Annotated in this window: 17 protein-coding genes; 10 read left to right on the plus strand and 7 right to left on the minus strand. The window is 69.4% G+C overall.

Going from position 1 to position 19,939, the window contains the following annotated elements; translation table 11 throughout:
• The first annotated feature begins 138 nt into the window (after positions 1-138).
• Genes AAF430_13800 through AAF430_13810 form a run of 3 tightly spaced genes read left to right on the plus strand, consistent with a single transcriptional unit; the run spans position 139 to position 3,228 of the window.
• Positions 139-1,047 carry a VOC family protein gene (locus AAF430_13800; GenBank protein MEM7411306.1) on the plus strand — a complete coding sequence of 303 codons (909 nt, stop codon included), beginning with the start codon at positions 139-141 and terminating at the stop codon, positions 1,045-1,047.
• A gap of 42 nt (positions 1,048-1,089) precedes the next feature.
• A complete protein-coding gene (locus AAF430_13805) occupies positions 1,090-2,628 on the plus strand; it encodes a bifunctional 3-(3-hydroxy-phenyl)propionate/3-hydroxycinnamic acid hydroxylase (protein MEM7411307.1) in 1,539 nt (512 codons plus the stop codon).
• 45 nt (positions 2,629-2,673) lie between these two features.
• Complete coding sequence (locus AAF430_13810) at positions 2,674-3,228, plus strand: nuclear transport factor 2 family protein (protein MEM7411308.1); 555 nt, start codon at positions 2,674-2,676, stop codon at positions 3,226-3,228.
• On the opposite strand, the gene AAF430_13815 is transcribed toward AAF430_13810, so the two are convergent.
• Together AAF430_13815 and AAF430_13820 are read right to left on the minus strand one after the other, a co-directional pair.
• Positions 3,225-4,595: a hypothetical protein gene (locus AAF430_13815; GenBank protein ID MEM7411309.1), complete on the minus strand. Its 1,371-nt coding sequence runs from the start codon at positions 4,593-4,595 to the stop codon at positions 3,225-3,227. The two genes, AAF430_13810 and AAF430_13815, sit on opposite strands and share 4 nt — an antisense overlap.
• A gap of 51 nt (positions 4,596-4,646) precedes the next feature.
• On the minus strand, positions 4,647-5,564 hold the full coding sequence (locus AAF430_13820; GenBank protein ID MEM7411310.1) for a TIGR03564 family F420-dependent LLM class oxidoreductase: 918 nt from the start codon (positions 5,562-5,564) through the stop codon (positions 4,647-4,649).
• 112 nt (positions 5,565-5,676) lie between these two features.
• Here AAF430_13820 and AAF430_13825 point away from each other — a divergent pair, with 112 nt between their 5' ends.
• Together AAF430_13825 and AAF430_13830 are read left to right on the plus strand one after the other, a co-directional pair.
• The gene (locus tag AAF430_13825; GenBank protein MEM7411311.1) at positions 5,677-6,852 is read left to right on the plus strand and encodes an MFS transporter; all 1,176 of its coding nucleotides are present in this window, start codon (positions 5,677-5,679) and stop codon (positions 6,850-6,852) included.
• 51 nt (positions 6,853-6,903) lie between these two features.
• A complete protein-coding gene (locus AAF430_13830; GenBank protein ID MEM7411312.1) occupies positions 6,904-7,665 on the plus strand; it encodes a phytanoyl-CoA dioxygenase family protein in 762 nt (253 codons plus the stop codon).
• 5 nt (positions 7,666-7,670) lie between these two features.
• On the opposite strand, the gene AAF430_13835 is transcribed toward AAF430_13830, so the two are convergent.
• Together AAF430_13835 and AAF430_13840 are read right to left on the minus strand one after the other, a co-directional pair.
• Positions 7,671-8,573: a phytanoyl-CoA dioxygenase family protein gene (locus tag AAF430_13835; protein ID MEM7411313.1), complete on the minus strand. Its 903-nt coding sequence runs from the start codon at positions 8,571-8,573 to the stop codon at positions 7,671-7,673.
• 66 nt (positions 8,574-8,639) lie between these two features.
• A complete protein-coding gene (locus AAF430_13840) occupies positions 8,640-9,836 on the minus strand; it encodes an FAD-dependent monooxygenase (protein ID MEM7411314.1) in 1,197 nt (398 codons plus the stop codon).
• An 81-nt stretch (positions 9,837-9,917) separates the two neighbouring features.
• On the opposite strand from AAF430_13840, the gene AAF430_13845 reads away from it, so the two are divergent.
• A complete protein-coding gene (locus tag AAF430_13845) occupies positions 9,918-10,694 on the plus strand; it encodes a Coq4 family protein (GenBank protein MEM7411315.1) in 777 nt (258 codons plus the stop codon).
• Positions 10,695-10,711: 17 nt separating this feature from the next.
• On the opposite strand, the gene AAF430_13850 is transcribed toward AAF430_13845, so the two are convergent.
• On the minus strand, positions 10,712-11,626 hold the full coding sequence (locus tag AAF430_13850) for a hypothetical protein (GenBank protein ID MEM7411316.1): 915 nt from the start codon (positions 11,624-11,626) through the stop codon (positions 10,712-10,714).
• A gap of 89 nt (positions 11,627-11,715) precedes the next feature.
• Here AAF430_13850 and AAF430_13855 point away from each other — a divergent pair, with 89 nt between their 5' ends.
• The gene (locus tag AAF430_13855) at positions 11,716-12,465 is read left to right on the plus strand and encodes an SDR family oxidoreductase (protein MEM7411317.1); all 750 of its coding nucleotides are present in this window, start codon (positions 11,716-11,718) and stop codon (positions 12,463-12,465) included.
• Here the strand turns inward: AAF430_13855 and AAF430_13860 are convergent.
• Both AAF430_13860 and AAF430_13865 read right to left on the minus strand, forming a co-directional pair.
• The gene (locus AAF430_13860) at positions 12,450-14,765 is read right to left on the minus strand and encodes a hypothetical protein (protein ID MEM7411318.1); all 2,316 of its coding nucleotides are present in this window, start codon (positions 14,763-14,765) and stop codon (positions 12,450-12,452) included. The two genes, AAF430_13855 and AAF430_13860, sit on opposite strands and share 16 nt — an antisense overlap.
• Positions 14,766-14,834: 69 nt before the next feature.
• Positions 14,835-15,479, minus strand: a complete 645-nt coding sequence (locus AAF430_13865; protein ID MEM7411319.1) for a TetR/AcrR family transcriptional regulator — start codon at positions 15,477-15,479, stop codon at positions 14,835-14,837.
• A 188-nt stretch (positions 15,480-15,667) separates the two neighbouring features.
• Between AAF430_13865 and AAF430_13870 the strand changes: the two genes are divergently transcribed.
• Genes AAF430_13870 through AAF430_13880 form a run of 3 tightly spaced genes read left to right on the plus strand, consistent with a single transcriptional unit; the run spans position 15,668 to position 19,937 of the window.
• Positions 15,668-18,445 (plus strand): ELWxxDGT repeat protein, encoded by a 2,778-nt coding sequence (locus tag AAF430_13870; protein ID MEM7411320.1) that lies wholly within the window; start codon positions 15,668-15,670, stop codon positions 18,443-18,445.
• Positions 18,446-18,501: 56 nt separating this feature from the next.
• On the plus strand, positions 18,502-18,825 hold the full coding sequence (locus AAF430_13875; GenBank protein ID MEM7411321.1) for a superinfection immunity protein: 324 nt from the start codon (positions 18,502-18,504) through the stop codon (positions 18,823-18,825).
• A gap of 56 nt (positions 18,826-18,881) precedes the next feature.
• The gene (locus tag AAF430_13880; GenBank protein MEM7411322.1) at positions 18,882-19,937 is read left to right on the plus strand and encodes an MBL fold metallo-hydrolase; all 1,056 of its coding nucleotides are present in this window, start codon (positions 18,882-18,884) and stop codon (positions 19,935-19,937) included.
• Positions 19,938-19,939: the final 2 nt, after the last annotated feature.

Consider the following 19,939-nt stretch of genomic DNA (forward strand, 5'->3'; position numbering starts at 1 on the left):
CTAGCCGCGGATCTGCCGGCCCCGGGGCGCTCGCCCGGATCGGCAACGGCTCGCCCTGACCGACTCATGGCTTGCCCGGAGAATTATCCAATTGTATAATTCTCGGACCGTCGCTCGTGACACTTGCAGGGAGCACCCATGATCCGAGTCCAGGACATCGCCTACGTGCGCTTCGGCGCCCCCGACCTCGACGCGATGGAGCGCTTCGCGGCGGAGTTCGGCCTGGTGTTGGCCGCCCGCCAGGGCGGCTCCCTCTACCACCGCGGCACTGACCCGTCCCCCTACATCCACGTCACGGAAGAAGGCGAGCCCGGCTACCGCGGTGTGGCCTTCGAGGCGGCCTCGGCGGCCGACCTCGAGGCTGCGTCGAAGCTGGACGGCGCCTCGGGTGTGGAGAAGCTCGACGCGCCCGGCGGTGGTCACGTGGTGCGTTTCCGTGATCCGGACGGGCATGGCGTCGAGGTGGTCCACGGCCGTGAACTCCTGCCCGCGCTCCCCGTCCCGACCGGGTCGGGCATCAACCGGGGCAGCCACCGCGAGCGCTTCGGCACCCTGCACCGACCGCCGTCGGGGCCGTCTTCGGTGAAGCGCCTCGGCCACGTCGGCATTCGGGGCTCGGACTTCCGCACCAGCGCCGACTGGTACGCCTCGCGCTTCGGCTTCATCCCGTCGGACGAAGTGGCCCTCGGTGAAGACGCGATCATCGCCGCGTTCCTCCGCTGCGATCGCGGCGACACGTTCACCGATCACCACACGCTGGTCTGCATCGGCGCTCCCGAACCGGGCCTCGACCACGCGGCCTTCGAGGTCGAAGACCTCGACACCCTGATGATGGGCCACGAACACCTCGTGCAACACGAGCGCGACCACCACGCGGGCATCGGTCGTCACATTCTCGGGAGTCAGATCTTCGACTACTGGAAGGACCCGTGGGGCCATGTCGTCGAGCACTTTGCCGACGGCGACCTGCTCAACGCCAGCCATCCAACGGAGCGTCACGGCCCGGACGTCGCGCTCGGAACGCTCTGGGGCCGCTTCGGCCCCTGAGCGCTGAACGCTGGTACGATGGGGACCGGCCGAGGGAGTGCAATGCACGATGTCGTGATCGTCGGGTACGGGCCCGTGGGGGCCGTCATGGCGCTCCAGCTCGCGCACGCGGGGCTTCGCGTGCTGATTCTCGAGCGCGGAACCGAACCGCTCGACCTGCCGCGTGCCGTCGGCCTCGACGGTGAAACCGCGCGCATGTTCCAGCGCCTCGGCATCGGCGACGAGATGGCGAAGCTCTATCAGCCGCCCCGCGAAGGCGACGCGGTCTGGTTCACCAACTCCAAGCACGAGCCGCTGTTCGGCATGGAGATGCCGCTCCACGGCGCCAATGGCTGGCGCGACATGGTGTTCTTCGACCAGCCTGAGCTCGAAGCGGCGCTGCGCCAGGTGGTCGCGGCGGAACCGCGGATCGAGGTGCGGCTCGGCCGCAAAGTCACGGAGCTCGGTCAGGACGCCGATCGCGTGCAACTGACGAGCACCGCCGTCGACGGCGACGACCCCCAGACGCACGAGGGCGCCTGGGCCATCGGCTGTGACGGAGCGTCGAGCTTCGTCCGCGAGACCCTCGGCATCGAGTGGGAGAGTCTCGGTTACGACCAGGACTGGCTCGTGATCGACGTGATCCAGAAGCCCGGCGCGGGCCTGCCCGGCGTGACCATGCAGGTCTGCGACCCGGCGCGGCTCGCCACCTACGTGTGCGTGAAGGATCCGAATCGACGCTGGGAGTTCCAGGTCCTGCCCGGTGAAACCCGCGAAGAGATGCTGCGGCCGGAGAAGATCCGCGAGCTCCTCGATCCCTGGACGTCGGCCGAGTACTACGACCTGCGGCGCGCGGCGGTGTATCAGTTCCACGCCGCCAACGCCGCGGCCTGGCGCGCGGGCCGCGTCTTTCTCGCGGGAGATGCCGCACACCAGACACCCCCCTTCCTCGGGCAGGGTCTCAATGCGGGCTTCCGCGACGCCGTGAACCTCGGCTGGAAGATCCCGCTGGTCCACGCGGGCCTGTGCGAAGCCTCGCTCCTCGACTCCTATGCCGAGGAACGCGACGCGCATGCCCGCGATCTCGTCGATTGGGCCGTGGCCATCGGCAAGCTGATGGAGACGTTGGCGGCGCGCGAGGCCGGCCTGCCCGATCCCTACCAGGTCGACCAGAGCTCGGGCTACGGACAAGGACGCACGGCACCGCCCTTGCGCGGCGGCGTTCTGATGGCGGCAAACGACGACACCAGCGCTGTGGGCGTTCAACTCCGCCAGCCCTCGGTCCGCGAGAAGGGCGGCCGCGCGGAACGCCTCGATGCCTTCCTGGGCGATGGCTTCGCGATCGTCGGCCAGCGCGCGGACGACATCGCGCTCGGGGCAGAAGCCGCGGCGGTCTGGGAGCGGCTCGGCGGGACGATCCTCGCGCTCGAGGACTTCGAGCTGACCGAAGGCGAGTGGGACTACGCCCTCGACCAGCACCCGGCCCTCCTCGTCCGACCCGATCGCTTCCTCTTCGGCGGCGTCGATGCGGACACGTCCCTCGACGACCTCGTCTTCGCCCTCGCTCGCAAACTCGGCCTGCGTGACACCACCGTCGGGTAGCATGCGGCAGACGCTTCCCCTCCCTTCTCCCGAGGAGCCCTGCCCATGCGGATCGACCCGAACAACACCTGGCGCGTCGTCGAGGAGCGGCTCGCGGAAGAGACCGACCCCACCCTCCGCCGCAACCTCGAGCTGGTGCTCGCCCACATGAAGTGCGAAGCGAAGGCGGACATCGAGGGCGTCGTCGACACCCTGGTCGAGAAGCCGCGCTACGTCACCCACGACCTCCCGGGGAATCCGGTGATGAACCCGGACGGCAGCAAGGACGCCGTCCGCCAGTTCTACGATCTCACGATCGTCCAGACCGGCGCCCACCGCCTCGAGCTCGACTGCGAACGGGTGATCGTCGACAAGCACGCGGTGCTCACCGAGGGTGTGATGCGTATGGCCTACCCGGGGGCGACGCTGCGCGCGATGGGCATCGAAGTCGATGACGACGAGGCCTACTACCTCTACGAGACGCGCATGGGCGTGGTCTGGCCCGTCGACCCGGTCGAGGGGAAGCTCGTGGGAGAGGAGACCTACACGGGCTCCGACGGCTTCGAGGGCATCGCCGACCGCAAGCTCGCGCCGGGCGATATCGCCGAGCTGCGCCTCTAGCCGAGGTAGGCGAACCCCGCGCGCGCGCGGCGCACCGTCACCACGCTGCCGAGCACGAGCAAACCGATCCACAGCCACGTGCGCGCGGTCGGACCCACGGTGTCCACTGCCGGCGGAAGCGCTCGCACGCGGTAGATCACCCCGGTGTTCGCGTTGGCCGCGCCGAACGCGCCGAGCGGCGAGATGTCGGCGAGGTAGAGCGCGTCGCTCGTGGCCAGCAGGCCGTCGAGATGCCCGATCCCGGGGAGATCGTTCGTGACGAAGTGGAAGTAGCTGCCCGCCACCGGGTCGGTGAAGACCACCGGGTTCTCTTCGTTGATCACCCCCGCGGTGGGGAACTGACCGTGGAACCCGAGGAACAGCCCGTCGCGCAGCACCGCTGGGAAACCCGGCGGTGCGAAGCTGATGTCGTTCGGACCCTCGGCTTCGGCGCCCGTCATCGGATCCGGGATCGGCTGATAGGCCACCAGCGGAGCAACGCCCGTGCCACCGACCACGGTGCCGGTGCGGTACTCCACGTAGCTCGTGGGGAACCCGAAGTCTTCGATCGCGCCACCCAGATCCGCGGCGGCGATCACGTTGAGTTCGTCGGCGCTCAGCGGCTCGGCGCCGTTGATCAAGCCGTCGATGCCGTTGTCCTGAAAGTACAGATCCCCGGTCGTCGCATGGAAGGCGATGCCCGCCGCGTTGCGCAATCCGCTGGCGAGCTGGATGACCGAGAGACCCGTCACCGTCGAACCGTCGTCGCTGAAGGTCGCGCGGTAGAGCGCATCCCCATCGAGGCTGCCCGAGAGTCCGACGTCGCTCGTGAGCGTGGCCTGGGCCGTCGTGGCCGCGAAGTTCGTCGCCGATCCGATCTGGAAGACGAGCTCGAGGTCGCCGCTCGGGAGCTCGCGCGCGGCCAGCGCCGAGTGGGGGTGGATCCACGAGATCGGGTAGCTGAAGGTGAGCGTGCCCTCCAAGGTCAGCGTGTCGCTCGGCGTCGCCCCGAGCCGAAGCACGAAGATCGCGCCCCCGGCCGCCGCGACGAACGCAAGGTCGCCAGCGATGCGGACCGAGGTGAGCGTGCCGTCGGGTAGGGCGGAGAAGGCCGTCGTCTGCACATCGGCCACGCCGTCGTCGTCGGTGTCGACCAGGCGCACGAGGTCACCGGTGGTGCTGCCGAAGTAGCTCGTTCCCGTCACGACCGTCGCGAGCACCGACCCGTCGGAGAGCTCCGCCATCCCTACGGGAAAGTTGAGCCCCGTCGCGAACACGGTCACCTCGAAATCGGCGGGGTCGACCCCGGGCCCCCCGACGACGAGCTGGGCGTGGCTCGGCGCGGCGAGCAGGCCGGTCAGAAGGAGCGAAGCGAGTGCGGTGCGCATGCGACAAGGATGACGCACGCGCACCCACCCTGCCGGCGGGCGCCGCCCCACTCAGGCTCGGACCCGGACCTCGGCAAGGAAGGCGAGGGTGCGCTCCTCGGTCGCTGGGTCCAGCGGGAGCACCGAGGCCTCGAAGTCGTCCACCCCGAGATTCGCGAGGTGTCGGAGCCCCTTCTCCAGGTTGGCTTCGTCACCGATGAGGGCCATCTGCTGCGGATCGGCCTCGCCTTCGATCTCGAGTAGTGCGCCGTAGCTCGGCATCTGTCGGTAGAGGGCGAGCAGCTCCGCAACCCGCGCGTGCCCGGCGTCCGGATCGTCGGTGAGCGCGATGTGCATGCCCGCCACGACCCGCGACGGCGTGCGCCCGGCCCGCGTCGCCGCCTCACGCAGACGGGGCATCACGTGCTTCTCGATCGTGCGCGGGCCGGCCATCCATAGGATCGTCCCGTCGGCTTCGCGTGCCGCGAGATCGAGCATGCGGGGACCGAGCGCGGCCAGCAGCAGCGGGACGGGCGCGGCGTCGGGCACGTCGAGGGTCTCGTGAACCCGGAACTCGCTCCCATCGAAGGCCACCGTTTCACCGCGCAGCAGCGGCCCCAAGACGGCCAGGTACTCGCGCATGTGAGACACCCGACGCGCGTAGGAGAGACCGAGCATGCCCTCGATCACCGCCGGGTGGGACAGGCCGATCCCGAGAGAAAACCGTCGGCCCGAAGCAGAGGCCGCGGTGAGTGCCTGCTGGGCCATCACCGTCGGATGGCGCGGATAGGTGGGGACCACCGCGGTTCCGATCTCGATGCGCTCCGTCTCGCGGCCCACCACCGCGGCGGCCGTGACGGCGTCCATTCCGAAGACGTGGGGGATCCAGATCGTCGCGAAGCCCCGCGCTTCGAGTTCACGAGCGCGCTGGATCAACGCCTCTACGTCAAGCCGCTGGGCACTGCCGCCGACCATCACCCCGATTCGCATCGCTCGCGCTCTCCGCCGAAGCCCTTCGTCCAGCTCATCCGAACTCAGCCGGGGTCCATCGTACCGGCCTCGACGCGAAGCGGCTCTGCCTCGTCTATCCTCGCGCTCCGCCGTGTCCGACACGTCCCGCCCGCTGCTCTCCCGCGCGTTCCTCGTCTGCTTCGCGGCGAATCTGCTGCAGGGCCTCGCCTTCAATCTCTTCCTGCACCTGCCGGGCTACCTGCACGACCTCGGCGCCGGCGATACGCAGATCGGCTTCCTCACCGGGCTCACGGCGTTCGCCGCCATCGTCCTGCGCGGTCCCCTGGGCCCGCTGATGGATCGTCACGGTCGACGCGGCATTACCTGGGCGGGCGGGCTGCTCATGGTGGGCAGCCTCTCCCTCTACCTCATCGTCGAGGCGATCGATGTCACGCTGATCCTCGTGCGGATCCTGCATGGCCTCGCCGAAGCGATCCTGTTCACGGCGCTCTTCACCTACGCCGCCGACGTGGTTCCCGAGCAGTCCCGCACCCAGGGCCTCGCGCTCTTCGGGGTGTCGGGAATGCTTCCCATTTCGTTGGGCGGCGTCCTCGGCGACGCGCTGCTCGCGCGGGGCGGGTTCCCCCTGCTCTTCGAAGCCGCCGTCGGCATCTCCCTGTTCGCCCTCGTGGTGTCCCTCGCCCTGCCGCGCCTCGAGCGGTTGCGTCCGGCCGAGGGCGAGCGCGTCGGCATGCGGGCCGCGCTCGGCCAGCGCGACCTCCTGCCGCTCTGGTGGATCACGTCCGTCTTCTTCCTGGTACTCGCGGCGTTCTGGATCTTCATCAAGCGCTTCGTCGACGAGACGGGGGTCGGCAGCGTGGGGCTCTTCTTCAGCGCCTACACCGTGGCGGCGCTCTTCGTGCGCATCGCGGCGGGGCGGCTGCCCGATCGCGTCGGACCGAAGCGGGTCCTGGCCCCGTCGCTCGCGTGTCTCGCCGTTGGCTTCGCAGTGATGCTCGGAGCGACCAGCGCCGCTGCGCTCGCGGTCGCCGGGCTGCTCTGCGGCGTCGGACACGGCTACGCCTTCCCGATCCTCTTCGGAATGGTCGTCACCCGGACGCCGGCCGCGAACCGCGGCGCCGCGATGGCCATCTACACGGGTCTCTCGGACCTGGGGATGCTGCTGGGGGGCCCCCTCTTCGGCGCGCTGGTCGACCTGCTGGGCTTCGGACCGATGTTCGCGTTCGCCGGGGTCGTCACGCTCGCCGGGAGCGTGGTCTTCTTCGTCTGGGACGCCCGGGTCGCGGGGCCCAGGCCCGCTGGCTGAAGCCCGGGCGCACCCCGTGCTACTCGTTGACGCCTCAGCAGGAGCCGTCCCATGCCCCTCGACGCGAACCAGCTTGCCCAGTTCCAGGAACAGGGCTTCGTGAACGCCGGCCCGCTCTTCGACGCCCTCCAGCTCGACGCGATCGGTCGCGAGTACGACCGCCTCGTCAACTTCGACGCTCAGACCCTCGGGAACGACGCGGAAGGACGTTTCCCCTACCGCGCCATGCTGAACTTCCGGAGCCCCGAGCTCGCCGCCTGCATCCTCGAGCCCGCGCTCCTCGAGATCGCGACCCAGCTGCTCGGCCCCGACGTGCGCTTCTGGTGGGACCAGGGCATCAACAAAGCGCCCGGAGCCGGCAGCAAGATCGCTTGGCATCAGGACAACGGTTACCAGCGCGGCCGCACCCAGGAGTACCTGACCTGCTGGCTCGCGCTCGACGATTCGAGCCTCGAGAACGGCGGGCTGCTGGTGATTCCGGGCTCGACGAAGGCGGGCCACCGCGAACACGAGTGGCAGGGTGTGCACGCGGTGATCCCGGAAGAATCGATCGCCGTGAGCGACGCCGTGCCCCTCGATGCCCGTGCCGGCGACGTGCTCGTGTTCTCATCGCTGCTGGTGCACCAGACCGTCGGCAACCAGACGCGGGATCGTCAACGCCGCGCCTGGGTCATCCAGTACTGCCGCGGAGATCAGCACAACGAAACGACGGGCGAGATCTACGACAACTGCGCCTGGGCCGTGCGCGACGGACGGTTTGCAACGACGCTCGAGAGCGAGCGTCCCTACGACCTCCACTCCGACCGCCCGTAGCGGGCTCAGCGATCGCGGGCGGCGCGAATCTGGTCGTTGAGCTTCTCGTAGAGCTCGTCGCTGCCGAGGCGATAGGCGTCGCCACCCTGCCCCAGGGCGAACTCGGGCCCGACGGATTCGGGCCCCTCGCCCGGCGGAAGCGGCGGGGTGTAGTACCCCAACGCGTAGCTGCCCATGGCGTACCCGATCAGCTCTTGCAGCTCCTTCGGGAATTCCCGCGCGATCTCGGGCGGACACGACAGATACTGGTTCTCTTCCTGACGTAGCCAGCCGAGCGTATAGGTCATGTTCGCGCCGATGCGCGGCCCGTCCGACTCGTTCGCGCCGCCACCGTGGTACACCGAACCCGAGTAGACGAGCACCGAGCCCGCGCTCATTTCGGCGCGCCGGATCTCGGACGGCTCGGGGACGCGACCGTCCTTCCAGCCGACACTCCCCGGGACGACCTGGGTCGCCCCGTTCTTCGCCTCGAAGTCGGTCAGGGCCCAGATCGTGTTGAACTGCGGCTCGAGGCCACTGAGATGGGTGCCCCAGGCCCAGCGGTCGCGGTGGATCCGCTGCGCCTTCTCCCCGGGCAGGATCCGGATGACCTGCGAGAGATGCAGCTGGATGCGATCGCACCACGGGGCGAGGAACTGACGCGCAGACGCCAGAACGCCGGGGTGGAGGACCATCTCCCGCGACGCCGCCGACCGCGCGACCAACGCACCGGTTCGCGTCGTGTGCCGACCGGAGAAGTCATCGTGGCCGGGACGCGTCGCGTCGATGTAGGGCGTGAGCTCGCGGAGCGCCTGATCCACCTGGGTCGACGCCAATACGTCCTCCAGGATCAGCGCACCGTCGCGTTGCACGATCGGCACGATCTCGTCGGGAGTGGCGGTGGCCGGCAGTCGTACGAGTTCGGTCATGGGGCTCTCCTCGCCTTCATCTTGCCACAGACGGTGTGAACCGAGGGCCCACGCCGATGCATCGGGCTAGACCCGCAGCGCCACCGGGCTCACCCCATCGAGGAAGAAGCGAGCCGGCGGCCGATCCCGGGCAGCGACGCGTCCCGACCCGACCAGCGCCGCGACTCCGCGCCGCGCCCACTCGTGTAAGAGGCTGCGGCCGAGCAGCAGGCGCGGGGGCAGGGCCTGGAGCCGCTGCAAGAGGTCGACCTCGCGCGCGCGCTCGGCTTCGACGCTTGCTGCGGCGGCATCCACGCCGCGTTCCGCCCGCAAGGCGGGAACCAGCGCGTTCGCCGCGACGATGGCGTCGCGCAGGGCCACGTTGAGTCCCTGACCGCCGACGGGCGACATGGTGTGTGCCGCGTCGCCCACGAGCAGCGTACCGGGTTGGGCCCAACCCACGACCCGATCGGACACCGCATCCAACAGGAACGGTCGGCTCAACGCTCCCGCGTTCGCCCGCAGATGGGACGCCAGCTCCGGGTCCGCGTGATCCGCCATCTCCTCCACCCAGGTCGCGACGTCCTTCGACTTCAGTTCGCCGTAGGTGCCCTTGAGGATCACCCAGGCCACCTGGAAGAGACCGTCGGGGGAGCGCACCGCGATCATCAGATGGCCCCGGCCGAGCACCACGCGCCCGCGGGCCTCGGGCCAATCGGGATACGGCATCTTGAACCAGACCACGTCCATCGGGAGGCTCGTGCGTCGCACCCGCGGCGCCAGGCGTTTGCGCACCACCGACGCGCGACCATCGGCGCCGATCAGGAAGGGTGTGCAGAGCTCGTGCTCACGGTCCTCGCCGGTGCGCTTCACGCGCAACCTCGTCTTGCCCGACTCGCGCTCGACGCCGCGGACGGCCGCACCGCGCCAGAGTTCGAGGTGTCCCGTGCGCTCGCCGAGCGCGACGAGGTGCTCGAGGAGTTCGGGCTGGGAGACCGCCATCGGGAGCGGTGGCGCCAGGTCCTCGAGGGACAGGTCGACGAACTGGTGATCGTTGTGGAAGGCCTCGATGCGCTCGGGCGTGCTGGTGGACACCGTGTCCAAGGAGACGCCCGCATCCTCGAGGGCGCGCAAGCCGCTCGGCATCAGGATCTCCCCGCGAAACTCGCGGGCGAAATCGGTCTGCCGTTCGAGGAGCAGGGTGTCGACACCCCGCGAAGCCAGCAGGTAACCGAGCAGCGCACCGGCCGGACCGGCACCGACGACCACGACGCGGTGATCCATGGGACCTCCCTCGAGCGCTCCACCAGACTACCGCGGGCGGGCTTCATGGGCACCGCGACCGCGTCGGGTACCCTTTTGCGTGTGACCGCCCCCGCCTCCACCGCTGCCGAATCCGACTCTGCGCCGCAGGCTGAGACGAAGCCCACCTGGTACTGGCGTTTGGACTTCGACCTGCTGCGCCAGGCGGCCGCGATCCGCAAGAAAGACCCCACCGACTTCCGCTCGGCGGTCCTCTTCTTCTTCGGTTTCGGGGGCCGCGACGACGGCGAGATCCTGCGACGCATGCGCAGCCACCCCGAGGGCAAGAAGGTCCTGGCGGACCGCATTCCGCTGCCCGACGCCGTACTGCGCCCCGAGCTCCTGAAGAACCTCCCCAAAGACACCCTCGGCTACCAGTACTGGGCTCACTGCCGCGAGAACCAGCTCGACCCCTTGCTCATCTCGACCGAGAGCCAGAAGGTCGCAAGCACCTTCCCCGCAACCGATGAGCATCGGTTCGTGTACGACCGGTATCGCGACAGCCACGATCTCTGGCACGTGCTCACCGGCTACGGCACCGACATGGCGGGCGAAGCCGGCATCATCGGCTGGACCTACGCACAGCTGCGCAACCGCGGCTTCTTCTTGATCTTTCTCTTGAATGCCACGATGTGCACGCTCCGAGGGCGGCCGGACGTGTTTCGTACCGCCTTCCGCGGTGTCCGCCATGGCAAGCGCTCGCCGCTGCTGCTCGCCGTCGATTGGAACCGCTTCCTCGACCGTCCGATCGACGCCGTTCGACGCGAGCTCGGCCTCGAGGTCGCAGCCGCCTACCCCGTGTTTCACATGGCCGACGCACCGGGCGCGCCACCGGCCTGAGAGGTGTCGCGCGCGACTCAGCCCGAATCGGGCTTCGGTTTCCGTAGACCGAGGCGGGTGTAGTAGCGCTCGGGGACGTCGGCTGGATTCTTGTAGAGGTACGTCAGGCAGGGCTCCTGCCCGAGGTGTGTCGCAGGTTCGACGACGAAGAGGGGCGACCCGGACATTTCGATCGAGCTCTGTTCCATCGCCGGCTCGTGACAACAGTAGACCGGGAGCGCGTCCCGGCCCCAGGTCAGCGGTCGCGGCCCGCGCACCGTGTAGCCCGCGTCGGGCCCGTCGTAGTGCCCTTCGTTCAAGAGGCGTCCCCCGCTCGGACAGACCGGACAGCGGAAGGTCAGCTTCTCGTCGTCCTCTTCGAGCGCGAAGGGCTGCAGATGCACGCGCGTGAAGTGCATCAGCGCTTCGGCGCGCTCGCGGAACCCGGCGTCGCCGAGCATGTCGCTGCGCATCACCACGGCGAGCGCGGCCTCGACCGCGTCGTCTCCGAAGCGGGTGCCCAGCTCGCTGAGCAGCCGCAGTACACGCGCCATGCCGCGGTCGTGGCGGGCCAGCCCTTCGGAGTGGAGCTGCTCGCCCAGGCGGGAGGCTTCCGCCGCGTCTCCCGCCTCGATGGCGTCCCGCAGTGCTCGCGCGGTCTCACGCCACGCGTTCACCAGGTCTTCGGGCTCGTCAGCCGGTCGCGGATGCAGGGCATCGAGTCGCGCCGACACGACTTCACGGGCCGCGGCTCCTCCCCGTTCCTCGAGCTGATCCAGCAAGCCGACTTCCCAGCCCTGGTAGTTCGCCTGCATGGCCAGGACCTCGCGTCGCAGACGCTTCGCCATGGCGGACGCACGCGACGCATCGCTCGCGGCGAGCGCTTCCTTCAGGCCGTCGACGGACCGCAGCCCGGCTTCGCGTAGCTCGGTGTCGCTGAAGACTCGAGGCACCGTACGTCCTCCTTCCGCTCCTATACTACGCGCGTTCGTGTGCCCCAGCGCGTGGGTCAGGGACACCGGAAGAGAAGGAGCGGAGCGCCATGTTCGATCTGTCGGGAAGGATCGCGCTCGTGACGGGCGCGGGGCGGGGCATCGGTGCGGGGATCGCACGCACCCTCGCATCGCAGGGAGCCCACGTGATCGTCAACGATCTCCACGCGGAGCCAGCCGAGCGTGCGAGCGCCGAGATCCAGGCGCAAGGAGGCCAGGCGTCGTCCGCAGCGTTCGATGCGACGCGCCTCGAGGCCTGTCGCGATGCGATCGTCGCCGCAGAGCAGTCGGCGGGGCCGATCGACATCCTCGTCAACAATGCGGGCGGCACGCCCGGCAACGCCTTTCCGACCCCGTTCATCGAGACGCCGGAAGACTCCTGGCAGCAGTACCTCGATCTCAACTTCACGAGCGTGCTCAACTGCACCCGCGCGGTCGTCGAGGGGATGAAGGAGCGGCGCTTCGGACGGATCCTCTCGATCACCTCGGACGCCGGCCGCGTCGGCAACTTCGGATCGTCGGTCTACGGCGCCGCGAAGGCCGCCGCCGACGGCTTCACACGCACCCTCGCGAAAGAGGTCGGCCGCCACGGCGTGACCGTGAACACGGTTGCACTCGGCTTGATCGACACGGTGCCGAAGGAGTTCCTCGAGGGACGGGGCGTCGAGAAGTCCTTTGCCACCCGGCGGATCGGGACGCCCGCCGATGTCGCCGCCGGCGTCGTCTATCTCGCCTCCGAAGAAGCCAGCTGGGTCACGGGGCAGACCCTCGTGATCAACGGGGGCTACCTGGGCGCCTGATCTTCTTCGGGCGTCGGCTCCTCGCCAACGAGCGCGGTGCGGTACGCGTCGAAGTCGGCGTCGAGCGCTTCGAGGTCCAGCTCCTCGAGCAGGGCATCGCGCACGCGCGTGTAGGGCTCGCCCGCCGCGAGACCCTCGAGGAGCCGCGGAATCGTCTTGCGGCGCGCACCGCGCGATTCGGTCAGGAAGCGGACGAGCGCGAGGGCGTTCGAGTAGGCGCCGTGATCGTCCCCTTCGAGTCGTCCCGAATCCCCTCGGAGCACCTCGGACGCCGAGGGAAGCTCGGCGGCACGGCGCTTCAACACCAGCCGATGACGATCCGGAACCGGCCCCCAGCGGCCGTCTTCCAGAGTGGGCAGTTCGACGTTCTCGGCGAAGCCCTCGGTGAGCCAGCCGGGCACGTCCTGGCCGGCGAGATCGTCGAGGTACTGATGGGCCGCCTCGTGCCGGAGCGTTCGCAAGAGCGCGGCGCGGCTCGTGCTGTTCCAAGCGAGGAGCTGACGGTAGTACCCGCTGTAGACCCCGCGCGTGTGGGTAGGAGCGGAGTCGGCGAGAGCTGCCGCGTGGGCGAGGTAGCTCTCCGGGCCCGCGAAGATCCAGACCTGGGTGGGCTCGCGCGTCGGCGGCGTGCCCCAACCGGTGTGGGCGCGGAACTCGGCATGGGCCGCTTCGAGTGCTTCACCCGCAGCGCGCAGCGTGGCTTCGTCGAGCACAGCCGCGATCCGGAAGTGGGGGGTTTCGATCCGACGCACTTCCAGCAGCTCGGGCCCGTAGGCGAGCGCGAGGAACACCTCTTCCAGCGGCGCGAGGGTCTCGGCGTCGACACCGCGTCGTCGCGCCCCGTGTAGCACCGCGCGCGCGGACCCGAACTCGCCGCGCTGGAGATGCAAGCGCGTGAGACTCGCGACGATCGGCGCATGGTCGGGTCGCACCCGGTAGCTCGTGGCCAGCGCCGCCTCCGCCGCATCGAAGCGGCGCGCGAGCTGGTGCAAACGTCCCCGCATGAGCTGCGCAGAGGCGAACTCGGGATCGGCCGCCAGTACGCGGTCGATCGCCGCACCCGCTGCCCCATAGTCGCGCATACCGAAGTGCGCATGTGCGCGCAGGAAGTCACGCACCGGCGGAGACAGGGCGGTCTGCGGGTCGAGCCGCTCCAACACGTCTTCGTGGCGTTTCTCGTCCAACGCCTCGGAAACCCATTCGATGAGCGTGCGTTCACCATAGGGCCGCGATCCGGGCAAGCGGGAGTCCGCGCGCGGGTGAGCGGCCGACGCCTCGGAGGGCACGGGCTCGGAGAACCAACCCGGCAGTCCGCCCGCCTCGCGGGCACGAAAAGCGGCGAAGGCCCTTTGCCGGTGACGATCGCGGAGACGGTCCCACCACGAGGGCTGGACACGCCCCCCGATCTCGAGGCTCTCGAAGCGCGGGAAGTCGACGGTGACGTGGCCGAAGACCTCGGGAGACTTCTGCCAGCGCCCGGATTCGGTGCCGTTCACCCCCGCCACGATCACGTTGCGGCCGACGATCAGCTCGGCCTCGAAGGGCTCGCCGCGACGCATCGGGAACCCGAGCTTCTCGAACGGGTCGTGGGCCCAGGGTCGGATGCGTCCCTCGTTTGCGCCCCAGTGTTCTCGCTTACGCACGACGCGATCCGGCCCGGCCACCTCGGCGACCTGGGCCGGCGTGTAGCCGTAGCGCCCCTTCACCAGGCGCGGGGGATTCCCGAGGATGAACTCGGTGTGGCCGTCCTCGCGCACCAGGGCGAGGAAACGCGACGACGCGTAGGAGCGGCCGCGCACGCGCACGTGCGCCTCCTCGAAGAGCGCGGGGTGCATCAGCGCCCGCCGGCCGGGGTTCTCGGGCGCCGACCCGGCCGGCCATTCCACCTCGGGTTCGGATTCTCTTCCCTCGAAGTCGCCGAGGGTGTCGGGCGTGTAGCGAAGCGCGAGCTCGCCGGCCTCGGCGTCGAAGGCGAGCACCTGGCCCGTGGTCAAGGCGTCGAGGGAGGGCGTCCGGTACCGGGACCGAAAGCGCAGCCGCTGGTCCAGCCACTCCACTTCGTTCCGCGCCTGGCGGGCGTAGAGCGCTCGCTTGTGGGCGTCCAGGAGCGCGGCGAGACGCGCGCCCGCCGCCTCGTCTGCGCCGGCGTCGAGTGCGGTATCGACGGCGCGCAATCCCGCGAAGAACGCCGCTGCGTCCGACTCGGTCGCGCGCGCCGGAGCCGCGGAGGCGGAGACAAGCAGGAGCAGGAGCCCGAGGACCCGGGTCCGAACCCATCGCGGGGAGCGCCGGAGCGACATGAACGAGGGCGAGGATTCCCACTCCGAAGCGCTCTGTCCACCCACGAGCCGTCATGGCCCAGCGATGGCCTATTTCCGCAGGTAGGCCACGAGCAGCTCGACCATCTCGTCGACGAAGCGGGGATCCTCGAGATACCCGGGACGCTCGTCGACCGTTTCACGGATCATGGCGTAGCCGACGCGGTCGACCAGGAACGCTGCGTGCTCCAGGTTCTCGGGGCGGACCTCCTCGCGGTGGCGCTGACACCACGCCTGCAAGAAGAGCTCGACCACGTGGGGTCCACTCGGGTGGGGCGGCATGCGCGCGTCGCCGAGGATGCGCATGTCGGTGCGCTTGCGGTGCTCGTGGTACAGACCGGCGTGCATCGCCAGCAAGCGTCGGTGCTGGGCCACGATCCGTTCGATGAAGAAGCGGAACATCTCCTCGAGCGGAAGCTCGAGCGCTTCGCTCGCCCAACGCACGCGCTGTTCGAGATTGCGCTCCTCTTCGGCCAGGAAGATCGCGTCCACCAGCCCTTCCTTGTCCTCGAAGTACTGGTAGAGCGAACCGATGCTCACCCCCGCGACGTCGGCGATGCGGTTCGTCGTCAGCGCCTCGCTGCCCTCTTCGTCGAGGATGCGGCGCGTCGCCTCGAGCAGACTCTCCACGAGCACCCGGGAGCGCGCCTGACGCGGTGCGCGTCGGCGCGGGTCGGGAGGTGAGGGACTGCTCATGGATGCTTGAGACCTCCGCGTGCAAACGCGAGTCCGAGTGGACTCGAACACACCAAGCCTAACCGGAACCCGTTGCGAATCGACGACTTGCGCGACCGCCGGGAGCCCTTCGATGACCGCGTACGCGAGTGGTTCCTCGTAGGTGGTGGGTCTATCGATTCCGTTACCCCTGCTTGGAGGATCCCTCGATGTGTGATGTACGTCTCACCGCGTTCGCCGCTTCACTCTTTGCGACGCTCGCCGCGTTCCCTGCCTTCGCCCAACCCATGCTGGTGCAGGACGTCAACCTCTCGACCTCGGAAGGTCACGGCTATCCGCGCAACGTGGTCGACCTCGGCGGCCCGACTCTCGTGTTCGAAGGTCGAACCTTCGAAGGCACCTTTGCATTCACGAGCGATGGGACCCTCGCGGGTACCCAACAGATCACGGCGAACGTCGCGATGGTCGCCGGCACCCCGACCACCGCCTTCAGCGGCTTCGCCTATTTCGCCGGAACCACCGACGCCGAGGGCACCGAGCTCTGGCGCACCGACGGCACCGAGGTCGGCACCACCCTCGTGTCCGACATCGTGTCGGGACCGGGTGACAGCTCTCCGAGCAACTTCACCGTCGTCGGCAGCACGCTCTTCTTCACGGCCAGCGATTCGGACGGGAATGAACTCTGGATGACCGACGGCACCGCCGTCGGCACGGTCCAGGTGGCCGACATCCGGCCGGGCGGCATCGGATCGAACCCCCGCAACCTCACCGACGTGGGCGGGACACTCTTCTTCACCGCCAGCAATTCGGACGGAAACGAACTCTGGACGAGCGACGGCACGGGCGCGGGGACCGTCCAGGTTCTCGACATCCGCTCGGGAAGCAGCAGCTCGAGTCCGTCGGCGCTCACGCCGTTCCTCGGAGTGCTCTACTTCTTCGCGAACGACGGCACCAACGGCAAGGAGCTCTGGACGAGCGATGGCACGGGGGTGGGCACGGTGCAGGTCGTCGACATCAACCCGACGGGTGGCATCAGCGGCTTCGAGCTCGCCGTTTCGAACGGCGCGCTGTACTTCGCGGGCACCAACGGCGTCGACGGAACCGAGCTCTGGACGAGCGACGGCACGGCATTGGGCACGCTGCAGGTGGCGGACATCCAGCTCGGCCCCGGCAGTTCCTTTCCCACCGAGTTCGCGTCCGTGGGCACGTCCACCGTGTTCCGGGCCGACGACGGATCCGACGGCCAGGAGCTCTGGGTGACCGATGGGACGGCGCTGGGCACCCAGCTCCTGCTCGACGTGCAGCCGGGCGCACCCGGCTCCGGACTGGCCGGACTCGTCGCGAGCGGTGGCCTGGTCTACTTCTCTGCGGACGACGGTGCCGATGGACAGGAGCTGTGGAAGACCGACGGCACCACGGTCGGGACGGTGCTGGTCACCGACCTCCACTCCGGTGCTCCCAACGCCTTCGACATCTTCGGAACCCTCGAGATGTGGGTGGCCGGTGGCACGCTCTACTTCCAGGCCACCGACGGCAGCAGCGGGTTCGAGCTCTGGAAGACCGACGGCACGGTGGTCGGAACCCTGCAGGTGTCCGACACCTGGGACGGCACGAACAACGCGCAGATCCGCGGCATGGCGGCGCTCGGGTCGAACCTGCTCTTCACGGCGCGGAGCGGCAGCTCGCGGGATCTGTGGACGAGCGACGGCACGGCGGCAGGCACGAGTGTCGTGCGCGACATCCTTCCCGCCGGCGACCCCGACGTCGACGAGCTGATCGTCGTCGGTGGGACGGCCTACTTCCGGGCCGACGATGGCAGCGGCCTCGAGCTCTGGAAGAGCGACGGCACCGACCTCGGAACGACGCGCGTCGCCGACATCGTGGGCGGGCCCGGCGGATCCTCGCCCCAGATGCTCGGCGCACTCGGGAGCAGCGTGCTCTTCAGCGCCGACGACGGCAGCAACGGCCGCGAGCTGTGGGTGAGCGACGGGACCGACCCCGGCACCCAGCTCGTCGACGACCTGAACCCCGGCGCGTCGGGGTCGTCCCCGTCACCCGGCCTCGAGGTCGGCGGCGTGTTCTACTTCCGGGCTTCCGACGCCACGAACGGCAGTGAGCTCTGGGTGACCGACGGGACGATGGCGGGCACCAGTCTCGTGACCGATCTCAACCCGGGCACGGGGAGCGGCTTCATCGGCGGCATGATCGCCTTCGCCGGGGAGCTCTACTTCGCCGGCAACGACGGCACGGGCACCGAGCTGTGGAAGACCGACGGTACGGCGGCGGGCACGACGCTCGTGAAGGACATCCGTGCCGGCACCTTCTTCGGCTCCCAGCCCAACTCTTTCGTCGAGCTGGGCGGCACGCTCTACTTCCTGGCCAACGACGGCACGAACGGCGAGGAGATCTGGGAGAGCGACGGCACCACCGCCGGCACCCAGCTGCTGCTCAACATCGGGCCCGGCTCGATCGGGCTCGGCAACTTCGTGGCGTCGAAGCTGGTGGTCGCGAACGGTGCCCTCTTCTTCCCGGCCAGCGACGGCACCACCGGACGCGAACTCTGGATGAGCGATGGCACCGCGGCGGGCACCGCCCTCTTGAAGGAGATCCGGCCCGGCTCGAGCAGCAGCTTCACCGACTTCACGCCGGTGATCAGCGAGGTGAGCGGCACGCTCTACTTCGCGGCCGACGATGGCACGAACGGCCGCGAGGCCTGGATCAGCGACGGCACCACCGCCGGGACGGTTGCCCTCGGCGACATCGCGACGGGTCCGGCCGATTCGGACCCGACGGGCGAGGGCTTCATCGGCGTCGGCACCCAGGTGTACTTCGCCGCCACCGATGGCGACGTGGGCGAGGAGCTGCGCGTGCTGCCCGAGCCGGGCGCGCTCGGCCTTGCCATCGGCGCGCTGGCCTGCGGTGTCTTGGGGCGGCGCGGGGCTCGGTCCGCCGCTCACGCGGGCACCCGCACCTCACGTGACTCCTGAACGTCACGCGACTCCTGGCTGCGGCGGGTTATGCTGCTGCCGGGAGCACCGGTTTCGTGGAGCTGTTTCTCGTCGTCTTTCTCTGCCTCTACCTCGCACCCTGGTGCGTGGCCGAAGGCCGCGAGCTCCCATCGAAGAACTGGGTCCTCGCTGCAAACCTGCTGCTCGGCTGGACGTTGATCGGGTGGGTCGCGACCCTCGCTTGGGCCCTGCGCAGCGAGAAACCCGGCAGCGCGCCCGGCTTGCAGGTCCTGCCCGGCGGCCGACCGGATCGAGCCGAGAGCGAGCCGAGTGCACCGACGGCGGCTCCCGCCGCGCACTTGACCCTCGTGGGCGGTGACGCGCTCCCGAGGGCGGGCGACGCAACACGACACGGCTAGCCTTGCTGGAATCCGGCAGCCGCCCGCCTGCCACGCGCGCTCGATCGGGGATTCCCGTGACCCAGCTTGGACGAAAGACCGCTCTCCCGGTGGGGTTCGTCGCGACGCTCTTCGTGGTGATCGCCGCGAGCGCAGAGCCGGACCCCTCCTCCCTCGGTCCGGCGCCGCGCAGCGAAGACGGGCGCTTCACCAACTGGGCGGGCGAACTCCCGCACGGAACCCTCGGCGTCCGCCTACCGTTCTTCTTGCGTCGGGTCGTGGGCGCGTCGGGAGACGGCGCTCCCGAACGCGTCGAGAACGACGGCGCCTTCCTGCGCGAGAACGCGCGCCACAGCACCCCGACGATCACCTGGGTCGGCCACGCCACCTTCCTGGTGCAGATGGACCACACGACCTTCCTCACCGACCCGATCTGGTCGGACACGGCGAGCCCGATCTTCCTGGGCCCCCAGCGCTTCGTCGAACCCGGCCTCGCGATCGAAGTGCTCCCCTCGATCGACTTCGTCGTGGTCTCGCACAACCACTACGACCACCTCGACCTCGCGAGTCTGCGGGCGCTGGCCGAACGCGACCCGGAGACCCGCTTCTACGTCCCCCTCGGCAACGCCGCGCTCCTGCGTTCCGAGGGCATCGAGCGGGTCGTCGAACTCGACTGGGGGGAGAGTCGCGTGCAGGGCGGCGTCCGGATCCACTGCCTTCCGGCGAAGCACTGGAGCAAGCGCGGTCTCACCGACGATCTCGAGACCCTGTGGGCGTCCTGGGCCGTGACCGGAGCGGAGCGTCGCTTCTACTTCGCTGGCGACACGGGCTACTTCGAGGGCTTCCGCCGCATCGCCGAGGTCTTCGGAGGCTTCGACCTCGCCGCCGTTCCGATCGGCGCCTACGACCCGCGCGCGATGATGGCGCCCTCGCATCTCAACCCGGAGGAAGCCGTCCGCGCTGCCGTGGACCTCAAGGCCGCGCGCGCCGTGGGCATGCACTTCGGCACCTTCGATCTCTCCGACGAGCCGCTCGACGAGCCCCCGCGTCGCTTCCGCGCAGCCGCGGCCGCCACCGAGCTCGGCGCCGACGGCGCCTGGATCCTGGACGTCGGCGAGACGCGCCCGTTCTGAAC

The organism is Myxococcota bacterium, from assembly GCA_039030075.1.
In the GTDB taxonomy this organism is placed as follows: Bacteria; Myxococcota_A; UBA9160; order UBA9160; family SMWR01; genus JAHEJV01.